Origin of the sequence: Achromobacter sp. E1, assembly GCF_037039475.1 — a bacterium.
Lineage (GTDB): Bacteria > Pseudomonadota > Gammaproteobacteria > Burkholderiales > Burkholderiaceae_B > Achromobacter > Achromobacter mucicolens.
Map to the genome: position 1 here is coordinate 3,267,006 of NZ_CP146253.1, position 15,663 is coordinate 3,282,668.

Below are 15,663 nucleotides of genomic sequence, written 5' to 3' on the forward strand. Positions count from 1 at the left end.
CCAGCAAACCGCGTGTTGCGGCGTGCTGGCCTTGTTGCTGACTAGGCGCGGCCCCGTGCGAGGCCCGCAGCGTGACGACGGTGCGCTACACCGCCGACACCGACCCCGCCTCACCGCCGCCATCGAGGAGCGGCGGGGCCTTCACGATCGACGTCAGCGCCGGTTCGGCCGGGCGCAGCGCGGCCAGGTCGGGGCGCGGACGACGCAGCGCGTCCGTGCCCGCGAAGGCCTGCTCCATCGCCTGCGCCGCGGCCAGCACCTGAAGGTCGCCACGGAAGCGGCCCACGATCTGCAGGCCGAACGGCATGCCGTTCGCATCGCGCCCGCAAGGCAACGTGAGCGCCGGGTGCGTGGTCAGCGTGACGACGTAGGTCAGCGCCAGCCAGCGGTAATAGTTCTCCTGGGCGACGCCGTTGATCTTGTCCGCGTACAACTGCGTCCACGGGAAGGGCGACACGGGCGTCGTGGGCGAAAGGATGAGGTCGTAATCGTCGTAAGCGCGTTGAAAACGCTTGATCAGGCGTGTCTGCTCGGCCTGCGCCCATGCGCAGTCCTTCAGGCTCATCGCAGCGCCCATCTCGAAGTTGGCGCGGGTGTTGGGGCCGAGGCTGGACGGATCCTTCTCGTACGCGTCGCGCATGCCGGCCACGAAGGCCTCGGCGCGCAGCACGTCAAAGCATCGATGGGCCTCACCGACATCCAGGTCGATCGGATCGCAGGCCGCGAACAGATGACGCATGGCCGCGATCTTTTCGCGGAAGGTGGCGCGGATGCCGTCGTCCACGTCGCACGCGCCGAAGTCTTCGGTGTAGGCCACGCGCAGCGAGCCGAGGTCGGCGATGCCGGGGTTCAAAAATTGCAGCGGATCCAGCGGATAGCTGAGCGGATCGCCAGCGTGCGGTCCGGCGGAGGCCGCCATCTGCAGGCAGGCGTCAGCCACGGTGCGGCCCATCGGTCCCACCACCGAGATCGGCGTCCAGCCCAGCGGTTTGCGCACGCTGGGCACGATGCCCGGGGACGGCCGGAATCCGACCACGCCGCACTTGGACGCAGGAATGCGCAGCGAGCCGCCCGTGTCCGAGCCCGTGCAGACCGGCAGCATGTCGCTGGCCAGGGCGGCGGCCGAACCGCCCGACGAGCCGCCCGCATTCAGGTTGGGATTGAAGGGGTTGCCGGTGGCGCCCCACACCGTGTTGCGCGAGTTGGCGCCCGCGCCCATCTCGGGCACGTTGGTCTTGGCGGCGACGATGGCCCCGGCGCGGCGCAGGCGCGCGACCAGCTCGATGTCCTCGTCCGGCACGTGGCCGCGATACAGAGGCGAACCGTAGGTGGTCAGCACGCCGGCCGTGGGCTCCAGATCCTTCACCCCCATCGGCAAACCGTGCAGCAGGCCCAACGGCTCGCCCGCCATCACCGCACGCTCGGCCGCGCGGGCCTCCGCCCTCGCCCGCTCAAAGGCGGTGGCGGTGACGGCGTTGATGTACGGGTTCACGGCCTGGATGCGCGCGATGCATGCTTCCAGCAGTTCCACCGGCGAAAGCTGGCGGGCGCCGATCATGCGCCGCAATTCAACGGCGGTCAGCGATACCAGGGAGTCGTCCAAAGCCATCGTCGTCTTCCTTCAGTCGATCTTGATGTTGGCCCGTTGCGCGACTTCGCGCATGATGGGCAGTTCCTTCTGGATCAGCGCCTCGCCTTCCGCGGCGCTGGCGAAGGCGGCCTCAAAGCCTTGCGCCTCCAGGCTCTTGACCACTTCGGGCGATTCCACCGTGGCCTTGAGCGCCTGCTCCAGACGCGTCTTCACGTCGGCGGGCAATCCGCGCGGCGCGGCGACCATCAGCCACGTGTCCATCGCGACCGAGGGATAGCCTTGTTCGGCGAACGTGGGCACGTCGGGCTGGAAGGCCGAACGCTTGGGACTGGACACCGCCAGCACGCGGACCTTGCCCTGCTTGCTTTGCGGCAACGCTGCGGCCACGGTGTCGACCGAGAAAGGAATCTGGCCGCCGATCAGGTCGGTCATCGCGGGCGCGCTGCCCTTGTACGGCACGTGCGTCATTTTCAGCTTGGCGGCGGAGATGAACGCCTCGCCCACGAAATGCGCGGTCGTGCCCGTGCCGAACGAGCCGTACGGGGGCTGGTCATGCGCCGGGTCCTTCACGTACGCGACGAACTCCTTCAGGTCCTTGACCGGCACCTTGGGGTTGGCCAGCAGGGCCAGGCCGGTGCGGCCGACGATGCCGATGGGCTCGAAACTCTTGACCGGGTCATACGGCAGGTGGGCCTGGATGGCCGGGTTGACCGTGAAGGTCGTGCCCGAGCTCACCAGCAGCGTATAGCCGTCGGGCGCGGCCTTGGCCACGTAGCTGGCGCCGATCACCGTGCCCGCGCCGGCGCGGTTTTCCACCACGACCGTGCGTCCCAGTTCCTGTCCCAGCTTCTGGGCCACCACGCGGCCCAGCACGTCCGTGGCGCCCCCCGGCGGAAACGGGACGATCATCGTGAGCGGACGCGAGGGATAGGCGTCCTGGGCCGCGGCGGGCGCGGCCGCGCCGAGGGTGCTGGCAAAAGCGAGACTGACTGCAAGAAACGAGGTTTTCATGGCGGTGCTCGATGGTAGGTGGTGGAGATGCGGCGCGTCTGCCGGCGCCTAGTTGCCGGCCGTGAGCGAACGCCCACGGCTCAGGAATCGGTCATATTCTTCGTCGGGCACGAACAGCCCGCCCGTCGTCCAGGCCAGATGCGTGGCCTGCGGCAGGTGCGCCTGCAGGCCCTGCGCCCGCAGCCACGCCCGGCCGGCATCGGTGCCGCACAGATGGCGGGGGCCGCTGAAGCCCGCGGCGGCGGACGGTTCGATGCGCAGGCCTTCGCTGTCCTTTACGCGCGCCAGGTCCGCGTACAAGGTGTCGTCTTCCACCGTGTAGACCCCACGCAGTTGCGCGCCCACGGCCGCGTAGGCCAGTTCGGAGGCCGTCGGCACCGCCAGGCCGTCGGCCTCGGTCACGTTGGTCAGACCCACGTCGTACACCGATGCGGACGCCGGCGCGCCAGGCAGTTCGCCGCGGCCCGCCATCATTCGCACCAGGAAGCACGGCGACTGCACCGGCTCGGCAAAGAAGCAATGCACGTGGGGGCCGAAAAGCTGCGTCAGGCCGAACGCGATGCCGCCCGGCGCCCCGCCCACGCCGCAAGGCAGGTAGACAAAAAGCGGATGCTCGGCATCCACACGCACGCCAGCTTCGCCCAATTGCACGCGCAGGTGCAGCGCGGCGGCGGCGTAGCCCATGAACAGGGACGCCGACCGCTCGTCGTCCACGAAATAACCGAACGGATCCGCTTCGACCTGCGCCCGGCCCGCGGCCACGGCCTTTTCGTAGTCGCCCGCGTGCTCGACGACCTCGACCCCGCGCGCGCGCAGCCGCGCCTTTTTCCATTCCTTCGCGTCGGCCGACATATGCACCGCCGAACGGAAACCCAGCGCCGACGCGATCACGCCGATCGACAGCCCCAGGTTGCCCGTGGACCCCACGGCGACCTGATAACGGCCGAACACGGCGCGGGCCTCGGGGCCGGCCAGCTTGCGGTAGTCGTCGCCTTGGCGCAGTACACCCTCACGCATGGCCAAGGATTCGGCAAATTCCAGCACCTCGTGGATCCCGCCCCGCGCCTTGATCGACCCGGCCACCGGCAGCGCGTGGTCTGCCTTGATCCACAACCGGCCCGCGTCCTGCGGCAGGCCCATGGCCGCCTGCATGGCGGCGGCGGGCAAAAGCGGCGACTCGATCACGCCGCCCGTTGCGGCCAGCTCGGGAAACAATTCCGCCAACAGCGGCGCGAACCGCGCAAAGCGCTCTTGCGCGGACAGCACCTGGTCCATCAGGAAGTGCGCGCCCGGCCCAGCAGCCGCACGCGTTTCAGGGCCGGTCCACAGCACCGGCTTTGCTTGACGGAGCGAATCCAGAACGGGGGATTTGGAGGGAGCGTCGGATTGAAACATGGCTGTGCTAGCGAATGAGAGCGCAAGGAATGCCCACATCCTAGAGGCGGCCGACGCTTTGCAGCAATATCAATGGTTAGAATTCTTCTTTGCGCTTTCCGCAAACCTTGGATCCCACCATGAACCCTCGCGTCCTGCAGGAGATTTCCCTGCGCTATTTCCTGGAAGTCGTGCGCACCGGCTCGGTCAGCGAAGCCGCCGCCCGCCTGGATGTCGCCCCGTCGGCCGTCAGCCGGCAGATTGCCCGCGTCGAACGCGAACTGGGCACGCTGCTGTTCGAGCGCCGTGCGCGCGGCATGGTCCCGAACGCCGCCGGCGAACTGCTGGCCGCGCACGCCAAGCGCATGCAGCAGGACGTGGAGCGCGTGGCGGGCGACATCCTGGCGCTGCGCGGGCTGCGCCAGGGTCATGTGCGCATCGTCAGCACCGAGGGCTATGCGTCGGAATTCGTCCCCGCCGCCATCGCGGCGTTCCGGCAGCATTACGCCGGTATCCGGTTCTCGCTGGATGTCTGCTCGCAGCAGGAGATTCCCCAGCGCATCCGGGACGGCTCGGCGGACATCGGCGTCACGCTCAGCCTGACGTCGCAGCGCGATATCCGGGTGGAAGCGCGCGTGCCCGCGCCGGTGCGCGCGATCCTTTCGGCCGGACATCCGCTGGCCGACCGCCGCGAGTTGGCGCTGGCGCAATTGATGGCGTATCCGCTTGCGCTGCCCACGCCCGATTCCACGCTGCGCCAGCTGATCGACATCAGCTGCAGCCGCCAGCAGTTGCATTGCGAGCCGGCGTTCACCAGCCGCAGCATCGACGCGCTGGTCGGCTTTGCCAGCGCGGGCGGCGGGGTCGCCTTCTGCGGCGAACTGGCGATCCGCAACCGCCTGGCGTGGGGAAAAATCGTCGCCGTGCCCCTGCGCGACCGCGAGATGAACGAGCGCCACTTCGAGGTGCAGACACTGGCCGGGCGCATCATGCCGGAAGCCGCCAAGGCCTTCATTGCCAGCATCGCCGAGGCCGCGCGGGCGGCGTCGGGGCCGATCGGCCCCGCCTAGGCGCGCGTGCGATCAGTACTGGTAGCGCATCGTCAGCATCGCGCTGCGACCCGCGGCCCACGCGCCCTGGCTGTAGAAGCCGATCTGGCTGTAGTACTTGCGGTCGAACACGTTGTTCACGTTCAGTTGCGCCGACAGATTGCGGTTGAAACGGTAGCGCGCCATGAGGTTGGTCACGGCATAGCTGCCCTGCCCCACGCGCTCGTCGCCGTTGGGGCCGCTGGCGATGGTGTAAACGTGGCTTTGCCAGTTCACGCCCCCGCCCACCGTCAGGCGGTTCCAGTCACCCGGCAGTTGGTAGGTCGTGAAGACGCGCACCAGGCTGCGCGGCTGGTCGGTCTGGATCGCGTTGCCGTCGCCATCGCGCGCGGTCCAGTGCGACCACCCGGCCGCCACGTTCCAGCCCGGCGTCACTTCGCCTGACAGTTCCAGATCGAACCCGCGGCTGCGCGTGCCTTGCGCCGCCGTGTACGCCTGGTTGGTCGTGCCCGGCACCATCTGACCGGGATCCGCCTGCGCCACGTTGTCCTGGTCGATCTGGAAGACGGCGGCGCTGGCATTCAAGCGGCCGTCCAGCCATTCGCCCTTGATGCCGGCTTCGTACGACTTGCCTTCCAGCGGGTCCAGCCAGTTGCCGTTGCGGTCCTGATAGGTCTGCGGATTGAAGATGCCTGTGTAGCTGACGTACGCCGTGTAGGTGTCATTGATGTCGTACAGCAGGCCAGCGTATGGCGTGAAGTCGTTCTTGTCGAACTCGGTGCGCCCTTCGCCGCCAAACCCGACCGAATTGGTCTTCCAGGTGCTGTAGCGCCCGCCCACGATCAGCTTGAGCGGGTCGGCCAGGTTCAGGCGCAGCGCGCCGTACCAGCCGGTCTGCGTGGTGGTGTAGCGGTTGGCAATGATCGAATCGTTCCAGCCGGGTTCAGGATACGAGCCGTCCCAGTCCAGGAAATTGCCCACGGCGGCGGCGCCGATGGCAGACCGGTAGTTGAAGTCGCCCTTCTGCCGGTTGAAGCTTGCGCCCACCACGGCTTCGTGGCGGCGGCCAAACAGCGTGAACGGGCCGTTTGCCTTCAAGTCCAGCGCGTTCTGCTTGCGATCGCCTAGATACCAGGCGGGCGAGGCGCCCATGCCCAGTCCGGTTTCCCGGTCCGGCCAGCCGTACAGGTACAAGAGCTTGCCGTCCATTTCATTCTTGGAATACGACCCCACGGCCTGCACGCGCCAATCGTTGTCGAAGCGATGCTCCAGGCTGGCAAACGCGCCCTGCGTGGTGCTGCCCCACGAGGACCAGCGCGCGCCGGTGTTCAGCGACCGGCGCCAATCGGTGCGCCCGCCGTCCGCGTACCAGAGCGGAAAGCCGCCCCACGTGCTGCCCTTTGGCTCGTTGTCCTGGTAGTTGTAGCCCACGCTGAGCGTCGTGCGCGAGGTCAGGTCGGCGTCCACCACGCCGTAGAAAACCTTCTTCTTGTTCTGGTAGTAGTCCAGGAACGAATGGTTGTCCTGGTACGCCGCCACGATGCGGCCGCGCACGCTGCCCTCGGCATTGAGCGGCGTGGACAGGTCTGCCGTGGCGCGATAGGTGTCCCACGTGCCCACGCTCGCGCTCAGGTCCGCCTTGAACTCGCGGCTGTCGGCGTGCTTGCGCACCAGGTTGATCGAGGCCGACGGATTGCCCGCGCCCGTCATCAGGCCCGTGGCGCCGCGCACGACTTCCACACGGTCGTAGATGATCGGGTCGACGGACGACTCGCCCGCCGAATAGCCCACGTCGAACGCCGTGGGCACGCCGTCGTACATGTAGTTGGTGATGCTGAAGCCGCGCGAATTGAAGGTGTAGCGCTCGCTATCGAAGTTCTGCACCGAAATGCCGGGCGTGCTGGCCATCACGTCCGCCAGCGAGCGCATGTCCTCGTCGTCCATGCGCTGGCGCGTCATGACGGTGACCGACTGCGGCGTCTCGCGCAGCGACAGCGACAGCCCGGTGCTGGCCGCCGTGGCGCGCGGCGTGTAGGAACCGGTTCCCTCGGTCGTGTTCGCGTTGGCGGTGTCGCCCACCACCTGCACCGACGGCAGCGTGGCGACAGCGGCCTCCTGCGCGACCGCGCCTGCCGAGGCCAACGCCAGAAAAACCATCGCCGACGTGCGGCGCAGCACAAAACGAGGGTGAACGAGGGGGCCGCGCGCGACGCGTCTCTGATCTTGCATTGTGGCTTCCTACCGAATTGGAATAAGAGTGACAAATCGGCACGAAGTTTAAATGCAAATACTTCTCATATCCACTAATGTTGTATTTTTCCCATTGTTGAGGGTCAACTGGACGCTTTTGCGGGGCGCTGCACCGCCCGCACCTTGCCGCTCTCGCCGCCTCCGCAATAAAACGTGCCGCGGCCGTCGGATTCCAGTCCTGACACGCCCACGCCCGCCGGCATCTCCACGGCCTCCAGCACTTGCCCGGTGCGCGGTTCCAGGCGCCGCAGCTCGCTTTCTTCCGCTTCCCAGGTGCCATGCCACAGCTCGCCGTCCACCCACGTCACGCCCGTCACGTAGCGGTTGGAATCAATCGTGCGCAGCACCTTGCCGGTGGCGGGATCGACCTGGTGAATCTTGCGGTCGCGGTAGGCGCCCACCCACAGACTGCCTTCGGCCCACGCCATGCCGGACACGCATTCGCCGCCCGGCGCGGGGATCGTGGACAGGATTTCCCCGCTCGAGGGGTCCACCTTCTGGATGTGGCCATCGGCAATCTGATAGAGATAGGTGCCGTCGAAGGCCGTGCCCGCGTTGGCCGTGATGTCGAGCGCGCGGGAGGTCTGTCCGGTCACGGGGTCCATGGCGACGAGGCGGTCGCCCGTGGCAAACCACACCTGTTCGCAGTCGTACGTCAGCCCGTGGACCGCATCGACACCGGGGAACGGACCATATTCACGCAGGATTTCGGCTTGAGATCGATTCATGTCGGCTTCCTTTTGTAGGGGTCCGTTCATGCTAATGGCCCGGCAGAATCACCGGAAGTAACAAGCTTGTCGTGAATCCCGGCACGGGCGGCAGCATCCAGCGCCGCGCGCGCCCCTGGCCGAAGGCCTGCACCTTACCGGCCGCAGCCAGCGTCTCAAGCGCGCGCTGCACGGTGCGCTGGCTGGACCCGACGACCAGCGCCAGCGCCGAACTCGACCAGCCCTCGCCGTCGGCCAGAAAGGCAAGCAGTGCGCCCGCCTCCGGATCCGATTCCTCGCCCGCGGGCGCCAGCAGCGCCACGTCGCTCGCCACACGGGGCTTGAGCGCGTAGCCGTGCCGGGTGGCCTGCACGCCGGCCAGTGGGCCGATCACGGCACGCAGACGGCCCATTTCGACGCGCAGGCGCGCGCGGTGCGTGTCGTCGAAATAGCGCGTGCGAAAGGCCTGGGCGATGAGCGCCTCGCGCGTCGCCTCGCCGGGCCAGTTTTGCGCCAGCACCCGCAACAGCGCAAACAGCACGGGGCGGCCGGCCAGCGCGACGGTCCCTTGCGCTGCGCGCACGGCGTGCCGGCAGGCATCCACGACCAGCGCGCCGGACGCGAGCAACGCCTCGACCTCGTCCAGCGACAGGGTCCTTTCGCCGTCGGGTGCGATGCGCCGCGCCGCCGGCGTGTCCAGCGCCTGTGCGGCGTGTTCCACTTCCGCCATCAGCGCCGGGATGCTTGCCTGGCCGGCGCACTGCGCCGCGCGCGTGAGTGCGGCCCGGCCTGCCGCAGCCTGCTGGCGGCGGATGGCGATGCCCGCGACGATGAGTTCATGAATGGCCCGCGACGCCCACGGCAACGCGGCCACGTCCAATCCGGCGAGCGTGCGCTCGGCTTCGTCAAGACGCCCCAGCAGCAACTGGCGGCGAGCCGCCAGGTGGCCGGCATGCGCCGCATTGACCACATCGCCGTGCGCCTGCAGCGTGGCGCGCGCGGCATCCAGCGCTTTCTCGCCATTGCCCAGGTCGCGCGAAGCCAGCGCGATTTCGGCCCCGGCGACGACGCAGCGGGCCCGCGCCACAGCCTGTCGCGGCCCAAAAGCGCGGGCGGCGCCTTGCAGCAGGCTACGCGCGCGCGCCAGGTCGCCCAGCTGCGCCATGGCGATGCCGCGCAAGGCCAGCGCGGGCGCGTCGCCACGCAGCGCCACGTGGTTCAACGCGCCCAGCGGGTCGCCCGCCGCCAGCGCGCGCGCCGCAGCCGAGATCAGAAAGTCCATGGAAAGTGCGCCACGCCGTGCCCCCTTGTTCTGGCCAGGACACAAATCTACACCGGCGCGCCGCGCGGTTATTGCGGGGACGACACCGGCATGGGGGAACCGCCGGGCGAGATCAGTAGCGGATAGGGATTGAGCGCCCCGCCCCCGGCATAGATGCCGTAGTGCAAATGCGGCGGCGTGCCTTTGGCGTTGCCCGTATTGCCGACAAAGCCCAGCACGTCGCCCGGCGCGACAAGCTGGCCGCGGCGGATATCCGCATATCCGTCCAGGTGCGCGTAATAGTGCATCTGCCGGCCCGGCCCCATCACCCAGACCACCTGGCCGCCCAGTGTGTTCTCGCCGATGCGCGTGACCACGCCTTCGGTTGCCGACAGCACGGGCGTGCCGCGCTTGGCGAAGATGTCGATGCCCTGATGCGTGCGCCCGCCCGACCGCGCGGCGCCCCAGGTGTCGGCCAGCCGACGGGGCGCGACGCCCTGCACGGGTACGGGCAACGACAGCGGCGCGTCCTGCCAGGAAAGCCGCGCCATGTGCCAGGGTGCGCGCGCCGCTTCGGGCAGGCGCGGCCAGGCCCAAACCGCCAAGGCGGCCAGCGCGGCAAGCATGAGGAGTCGTCGGGTAAATCGCCAGGGGGTGCGGGCATCCATGCAGGGTTCGACGGACGGGCGGGCCGAGGGTTCCTGCCCGCCGGGTGGCGACACAGTGTTGCGGAAGCGGCGACGCGCCGGCCATGATGCGACCCCATTTTGTGCCTTGTCCCCGGTCCGGGCGTCCCGACAGGGCCTCCGGGGCCGTCGCAGCGTGTAAACTCCCCCCTTTTTGACTCTGGTGGTATGTTGCAAGCCCCCCAGCGCACAGGTTTAAGCGGCCCGACGCTCATTCGCTTGCTGACTCGCCTGACGGACGCGGAAGTCCAGCAGTCCAGGCAGTCGCTATCCGACCATCTGAGCCAATGGCTTGGCTGGACGGACGCGATCGCCCTGTCGGCGGCGCTCAATACCGCTCCGCCCGTGATTGCGCCCGGCGCCCGCATGTTCAGCAGCGCCGAAGAACGCGAATGCGTGCGGGTGCGCACCACGCTTGCCGACGCCATCGCCAGCGACACGGCGGCCACGGCCGCCAAGCGGGTTGCCCCGGCTCGGGCGCCCGCCAAGAAGCTGGCGGCCGTCCTGGCCGAGCATGAGTTCGATTATTCGAGCTTTCGCCAGCGGTATCTGTCGTTGCAGCACACGATGGAAACCAGCATTGGCAACCTGCGCAGCCGGCTGCGCGGAATGGTGGCCGCCCGCAACGGGGAATGGACGCGTCTGGCCGTCGTGGACGCGATTATGGACCGCGCGCTGCTGCCCAAGGAGCGGGCCCTGCTGGGCGCAATCCCGAAACTGCTGCAGGCGCACTTCGACCGCCTGCGCAAGGCCGAGGAAGCGGCGCTGGCGCAGGCTGCGGAGCATGCCGTGGCTGAACCGGGCGCGCCGGCCGATGCGGCGGCCAACGTGCAAGGCGATACCGAGGCGCCCGCCGTTGACGCCGCGCAGGCCGGGACGTCGCCGCCCGCCCCGGCCATTACCGCCGGCGCGTGGCTGGACACGTTCCGCGCCGACATGCGCGCCGTTCTGCTGGCCGAATTGGATGTTCGTTTACAACCGGTCGAAGGGCTGCTCGCCGCCCTTCGCACCAGCTAATTAGGACACTATGTCCAAGAATCTGATCAATATCGTGGTTTTCCTGGCCGGACTGGCCGTTGTGGGCTGGATCGGCGCGGGTTACGCGGGTACGAACCCGCTGGCGCTGACCGTAACGCTGTTGATCGGCGTCTGTTACCTGGCGGGCGCGCTTGAACTGCTGCGCTACCAGCAGGCAACGTCGTCGCTGACGCGCGCCGTATCAGACCTGAACGAAGCGCCGGGCAGCCTTGGCGCCTGGCTGGACAAGCTTCCGGCCGGACTGCGCAACGCCGTGCGCCTGCGCATCGAAGGCGAGCGCCTGGGCCTGCCCGGCCCGTCGCTCACGCCGTATCTGGTGGGCCTGCTGGTCCTTCTGGGCATGCTGGGCACCTTTCTTGGCATGGTCGTCACGCTGCGCGGCACTGGCCTTGCGCTTGAAAGCTCGACCGATCTGGCCGCGATCCGCGCGTCGCTGGCTGCCCCCGTCAAGGGTCTGGGCTTTGCCTTCGGCACCTCGATCGCCGGCGTTGCCGCGTCCGCCATGCTGGGCCTGTTGGCCGCGCTGTCGCGGCGCGACCGCGTCCACGCAGCGCAGCTTCTCGATACCAAGACCGCGACCACGCTGCGCGTGTACTCGCAAGGCTACCAGCGCGAAGAATCCTTCAAGCTGCTCCAGCGCCAGGCCGAGATCATGCAGCGGCAGGCCGAAGCCATGCCCGCCATCGTCGGCCAGCTGGAATCCATGATGAAGAGCATGGAACAGCAGAACCAGGCGCTGAACGAACGCCAGATCGCCAGCCAGACAGCATTCCAGGGCAAGGCCGAAGCCGCCTACGCCCGGCTGGCGTCCGTCATGGAACAGTCCATGAAAGACAGCGTGGCGCAAAGCGCGCGCTCTGCCGGCGAGGCCCTGCAGCCTGTCGTGCAGGCCACGATGGACAGCCTGTCCCGCGAAACCGCCACCCTGCAGGACACCGTCGCCCAAGCCGTGCGCCAGCAGCTCGAAGGCCTGACGGCAGGCCTGCAAGCCGCAACGACGGACGTCGCCGGCATCTGGAGCCAGGCGGTCGCTGGCCAGCAACGCGCCAGCGAGGCCATGGCCCAAGACCTGCGCGCATCGCTCGACCGCTTTGCCCAGACCTTCGAACAACGCTCGGCCAGCCTGCTGGACAGCGTGTCGGCACGTCTGGAGGCATCGTCGGGCGACATGTCGCAAGCCTGGACCGAAGCGCTGTCGCGCCAGCAGCAGGCCGGCGAAAAACTGGCCGGCGACAACCTTCAGGCCCTCACCGCCGCAGCCGCCAGCTTCGAGCAGCATTCGGCGTCGCTCCTGCGCACCCTGAACGCATCGCACGCCGCGCTGCAAACCGACCTTGCCTCGCGCGACCAGCAGCGTCTGGCCGCCTGGACCGAAACGCTGGGCGCGATGGGCGCCACGCTGCGCCAGGAATGGGAGCAGTCCGGCGCGCAGGCCGCCGTCCGCCAGCAGGAAATCAACGACACCCTGGCTCAGACCGTGCGCGACGTTGCCGAACAAGCCGCCGCGCAGGCTGCCCTGCTTGAAGGCGTGTCGGCCCGCATGGAGGCCGCCGCCAACGGCGTGTCGGACCAATGGACCCGCGCGCTTGCCCGCCAGGAAGAAGCCAGCAGCAAGCTGGCCGCCGGCAATCAGGCCGCGCTGGAAGCCGCCACGGCAGCATTCGAGCAACACGCCGCATCGCTCCTGCGCACGCTGGACCAGTCGCACACCGAATTGCAGGCCGCCCTGGCCGCGCGCGACGAAGAACGCCTTGCTGTGTGGAGCAACACGCTGGGCGCCATGACCGCCAAGCTGGGCCAGGACTGGGAACAGGCCGGCGCGAACACCGTCGCCCGCCAGCAGGAAATCAACGACGCGCTCGCCCAGACCGCCCGCGGCATCGCCGGCCAGACCGAAGCGCAGGCCCGGCTGCTGCAAGACGTGTCGACCCGCCTGGAAACGGCGGCCGGCAGCGTCACGCAGGCCTGGACGGACGCCCAGACCCGCCAGGAAGACCTGGGCAAGCAACTGGCCGCCGACAACCAGCGCGCCCTCGAAACGGCGGCGGCCGCCTTCGGCCAGCATGCCGACGCGCTGCTGCGCACGCTGGACCAGTCGCACGCCGACCTGCAGGCCGCGCTGGCTTCGCGCGACGAAGAACGCCTGACCGCCTGGACCGGCTCGCTGACGGCGATGGCCGCCAAGCTGGGCGAAGAATGGGAACAGGCCGGCACGCAGGCCGCCCTGCGCCAGCTGGAAATCAGCGACGCGCTCAGCCAGACCGCCCGCGACATCACCGCCCAGACGCAGCAACAGGCCGCGCTTCTGGAAACCGTATCCTCTCGCCTGGAGACGGCCGCCGGCGGCGTCACGCAAGCCTGGCTAGACGCGCAGACCCGCCAGGAAACGGTCGGCAAGCAACTGGCCGACGACAACCGCGACGCGCTGCAAACCGCGTCCGCTGCCTTCGGCGCGCATTCGGCCGAGCTGCTGCAGACGCTGGAACAATCGCATGCCGCCCTGCAAGCAGCATTGGCCGCCAACGACGAGGAACGCCTGACCGCCTGGACGGCCAAGCTGGCGGACATGGCCAATGCGCTGCGCGCCGAATGGCAGCAGGCAGGCGCGCAGGCAGCCGGCCTGCAACAAGAGATCTGCGACACCCTCAGCCTCACTGCGCAGGACATCACCGCGCAAACGCAGGCCCACGCCAGCGAAACCATCGCCGAGATCGGCCGTCTGGTCCAGGCCGCGTCCGAGGCGCCGCGCGCCGCCGCCGAAGTCATCGGCGAGCTGCGCCAGAAGCTGTCGGACAGCATGGTGCGCGACAACGACATGCTCGAAGAGCGCAACCGCCTGCTCGAGACGCTCGGCACGCTGCTGGACGCCGTCAACCACACCGCGGCCGAGCAGCGCACGGCCGTCGATGCCCTGGTGGCGTCGTCGGCGGACATGCTGGAACGCGTGGGCGCGCAGTTCACCGACAAGGTCGAGTCCGAAACCGGCAAGCTGACCGAAGTGGCCTCGCTGGTCACCAGCAGCGCGGTCGAGGTCGCCAGCCTGGGCGAATCCTTCGGCGCCGCCGTGCAGGCCTTCGGCGAATCGAACGAAAAGCTCACGGCGCAGCTGCAACGCATCGAGGCGGCGCTGGACAAATCCATCGCGCGCGGCGACGAGCAACTGTCCTACTACGTGGCGCAGGCCCGTGAGGTCGTCGACCTGAGCCTCATGTCGCAAAAGCAGATCATCGAGAACCTGCAGCAGCTCGCCGCCCAGCGCGCCGCGGCCGGAGCGGAAACGGCATGAGCGAGGATATCGACGGCGGCGTGGAGCCGACGGCGCCGGCCTGGGCCGTCTTTGGCGACCTGATGTCGGTGCTGCTGGGCGCCTTCGTCCTCATCCTGGTCAGCGTCGTCGCGGTGCAGTTGCAGTTGTCGACGCAGCTTGAGGAAGAGGTCAAGCAGCGCCAGGAAGAAACGCAGCGCCGCGAGACGCTGGAACAGGCACTGGCCGGCCCGCTTGCCGCTGGCCGCGTGACGCTCGTGAACGGCCGCATCGGCATCAGCGGCAGCGTGCTCTTCGCCCTGAACTCCGATCAGCTTCAACCCGAAGGCCGCGAGATCCTGAAAAGCCTGATCGAACCGCTGTCCGCCTACCTGAAGACCCACAACGAAATCCTGATGGTCAGCGGCTTCACCGACGACCAGCAGGTACGCGAGGGCAACCGCCGCTTTGCCGACAACTGGGATCTTTCCGCGCAGCGCGCCCTCACCGTGACGCGGGCCCTCATTGACGAAGGCGTATCGTCGTCAATGGTCTTTGCCGCGGCCTTCGGCGCCGAGCAGCCGGTTGCGTCCAACGCGGACGAGGAAGGCCGCGCCAAGAACCGGCGCGTCGAAATCACGCCCATCCCCAAACCCTCGAACGAAGCGGGTAAGCCCGGTGAGCAGTGACGGCAGCCGCGGGGCGGACCTGGACCCGCGCGCCGTGCTGGACGGCTGGCGCGCCAGCGGCGCCGACCGCGCCGACCCGCTGCGTTTTCATCTGATCAACGCGCTGGCACGCCGCGCGGCCGCGTATGACGGCCCCGTCCGCGAGCGGCTTGATGGGCGGCTGGCCGAACTGATCCAGGCGTACGAATCGGCTCTGACGGACGCGGGCGCCGCCGAGGCCCCCCCTGGCCCACCGCCTGCCCCCGAATGCGGCCCCCTCGCCGGCCTGGTCGCCTACCTGGACAACCCCGGTGCAGCCGGCCAACCGCAAGCTGCGGACGCGCAAGGCGACCGCGCGTGCGCCGGGCGGTTCGACCCGCTAAACCTGCGCGCCGCCTATCCCGAGCTGCCCCTTCTCGACGAATTCCAGACGCTCTGGTCGCGCTTCAGCGCCGACCGGCAAGTCCGCCAGTCGCAGGAACAGGTCCACAAGAACGCCGGCCCGCTCAACTCCAATCAGCTCGTGCACCGCGCGCTCTCCCTGATGCGCGAAATGTCGCCCGGTTACCTGCAGCAGTTCCTGTCGTACACGGACGCGCTGATGTGGATGGAGCAGATGACCGCGGCAGCCGCCCCGGCGCCCAAGGAAGCGCCCCGAGCCGGCGCCGCCAAGAAGTCCGCGCGCAGTAAGCCCCGCAAGCCAGCCAAGGAAAGCAAGGAATCCGCCTGAGGCCGATTTGCACGCGGCGGCTCGACGCAGTACGATACGTTCCATATACGAAAC

Annotated in this window: 12 protein-coding genes; 5 read left to right on the plus strand and 7 right to left on the minus strand. The window is 68.6% G+C overall.

The window, feature by feature from the left end; translation table 11 throughout:
• Window positions 1–85: 85 nt before the first annotated feature.
• The 3 genes from V6V88_RS15075 to V6V88_RS15085 are packed head-to-tail and all read right to left on the minus strand — an operon-like array spanning window position 86 to window position 3,997.
• Window positions 86–1,609: an amidase family protein gene (locus V6V88_RS15075; RefSeq protein WP_338615434.1), complete on the minus strand. Its 1,524-nt coding sequence runs from the start codon at window positions 1,607–1,609 to the stop codon at window positions 86–88.
• Window positions 1,610–1,621: 12 nt separating this feature from the next.
• Window positions 1,622–2,602 (minus strand): tripartite tricarboxylate transporter substrate binding protein, encoded by a 981-nt coding sequence (locus V6V88_RS15080; RefSeq protein WP_338615436.1) that lies wholly within the window; start codon window positions 2,600–2,602, stop codon window positions 1,622–1,624.
• Between the two features lie 48 nt (window positions 2,603–2,650).
• Window positions 2,651–3,997: a D-serine ammonia-lyase gene (locus V6V88_RS15085; protein ID WP_142054960.1), complete on the minus strand. Its 1,347-nt coding sequence runs from the start codon at window positions 3,995–3,997 to the stop codon at window positions 2,651–2,653.
• Between the two features lie 119 nt (window positions 3,998–4,116).
• Between V6V88_RS15085 and V6V88_RS15090 the strand changes: the two genes are divergently transcribed.
• Complete coding sequence (locus tag V6V88_RS15090; RefSeq protein WP_056318235.1) at window positions 4,117–5,046, plus strand: LysR family transcriptional regulator; 930 nt, start codon at window positions 4,117–4,119, stop codon at window positions 5,044–5,046.
• Window positions 5,047–5,058: 12 nt separating this feature from the next.
• Here the strand turns inward: V6V88_RS15090 and fhuE are convergent, their stop codons facing one another.
• The 4 genes from fhuE to V6V88_RS15110 form a co-directional block, all read right to left on the minus strand.
• On the minus strand, window positions 5,059–7,254 hold the full coding sequence (gene fhuE, locus V6V88_RS15095; protein WP_223575828.1) for a ferric-rhodotorulic acid/ferric-coprogen receptor FhuE: 2,196 nt from the start codon (window positions 7,252–7,254) through the stop codon (window positions 5,059–5,061).
• Window positions 7,255–7,358: 104 nt separating this feature from the next.
• A complete protein-coding gene (locus V6V88_RS15100) occupies window positions 7,359–8,003 on the minus strand; it encodes a glutamine cyclotransferase (RefSeq protein ID WP_338615441.1) in 645 nt (214 codons plus the stop codon).
• 31 nt (window positions 8,004–8,034) lie between these two features.
• Window positions 8,035–9,264 carry a helix-turn-helix domain-containing protein gene (locus tag V6V88_RS15105; RefSeq protein WP_338615443.1) on the minus strand — a complete coding sequence of 410 codons (1,230 nt, stop codon included), beginning with the start codon at window positions 9,262–9,264 and terminating at the stop codon, window positions 8,035–8,037.
• Window positions 9,265–9,332: 68 nt separating this feature from the next.
• Window positions 9,333–9,911, minus strand: a complete 579-nt coding sequence (locus tag V6V88_RS15110) for a M23 family metallopeptidase (RefSeq protein ID WP_081101038.1) — start codon at window positions 9,909–9,911, stop codon at window positions 9,333–9,335.
• A 186-nt stretch (window positions 9,912–10,097) separates the two neighbouring features.
• Between V6V88_RS15110 and V6V88_RS15115 the strand changes: the two genes are divergently transcribed.
• From V6V88_RS15115 to V6V88_RS15130, 4 genes are read left to right on the plus strand one after another with little or no spacing between them, the layout of a single operon-like run.
• Complete coding sequence (locus tag V6V88_RS15115) at window positions 10,098–10,946, plus strand: DUF3348 domain-containing protein (RefSeq protein WP_338615445.1); 849 nt, start codon at window positions 10,098–10,100, stop codon at window positions 10,944–10,946.
• Between the two features lie 10 nt (window positions 10,947–10,956).
• Window positions 10,957–14,253, plus strand: coding sequence for a DUF802 domain-containing protein (locus V6V88_RS15120; protein ID WP_338615446.1), 3,297 nt, complete (start codon window positions 10,957–10,959; stop codon window positions 14,251–14,253).
• Window positions 14,250–14,900, plus strand: coding sequence for an OmpA family protein (locus tag V6V88_RS15125; protein ID WP_338615447.1), 651 nt, complete (start codon window positions 14,250–14,252; stop codon window positions 14,898–14,900). The genes V6V88_RS15120 and V6V88_RS15125 overlap by 4 nt, the downstream gene beginning before the upstream one ends.
• Entirely contained in the window at window positions 14,890–15,609 is a 720-nt protein-coding gene (locus tag V6V88_RS15130) for a DUF2894 domain-containing protein (protein WP_338615448.1), read from the plus strand. The genes V6V88_RS15125 and V6V88_RS15130 overlap by 11 nt, the downstream gene beginning before the upstream one ends.
• Window positions 15,610–15,663 lie beyond the last annotated feature (54 nt).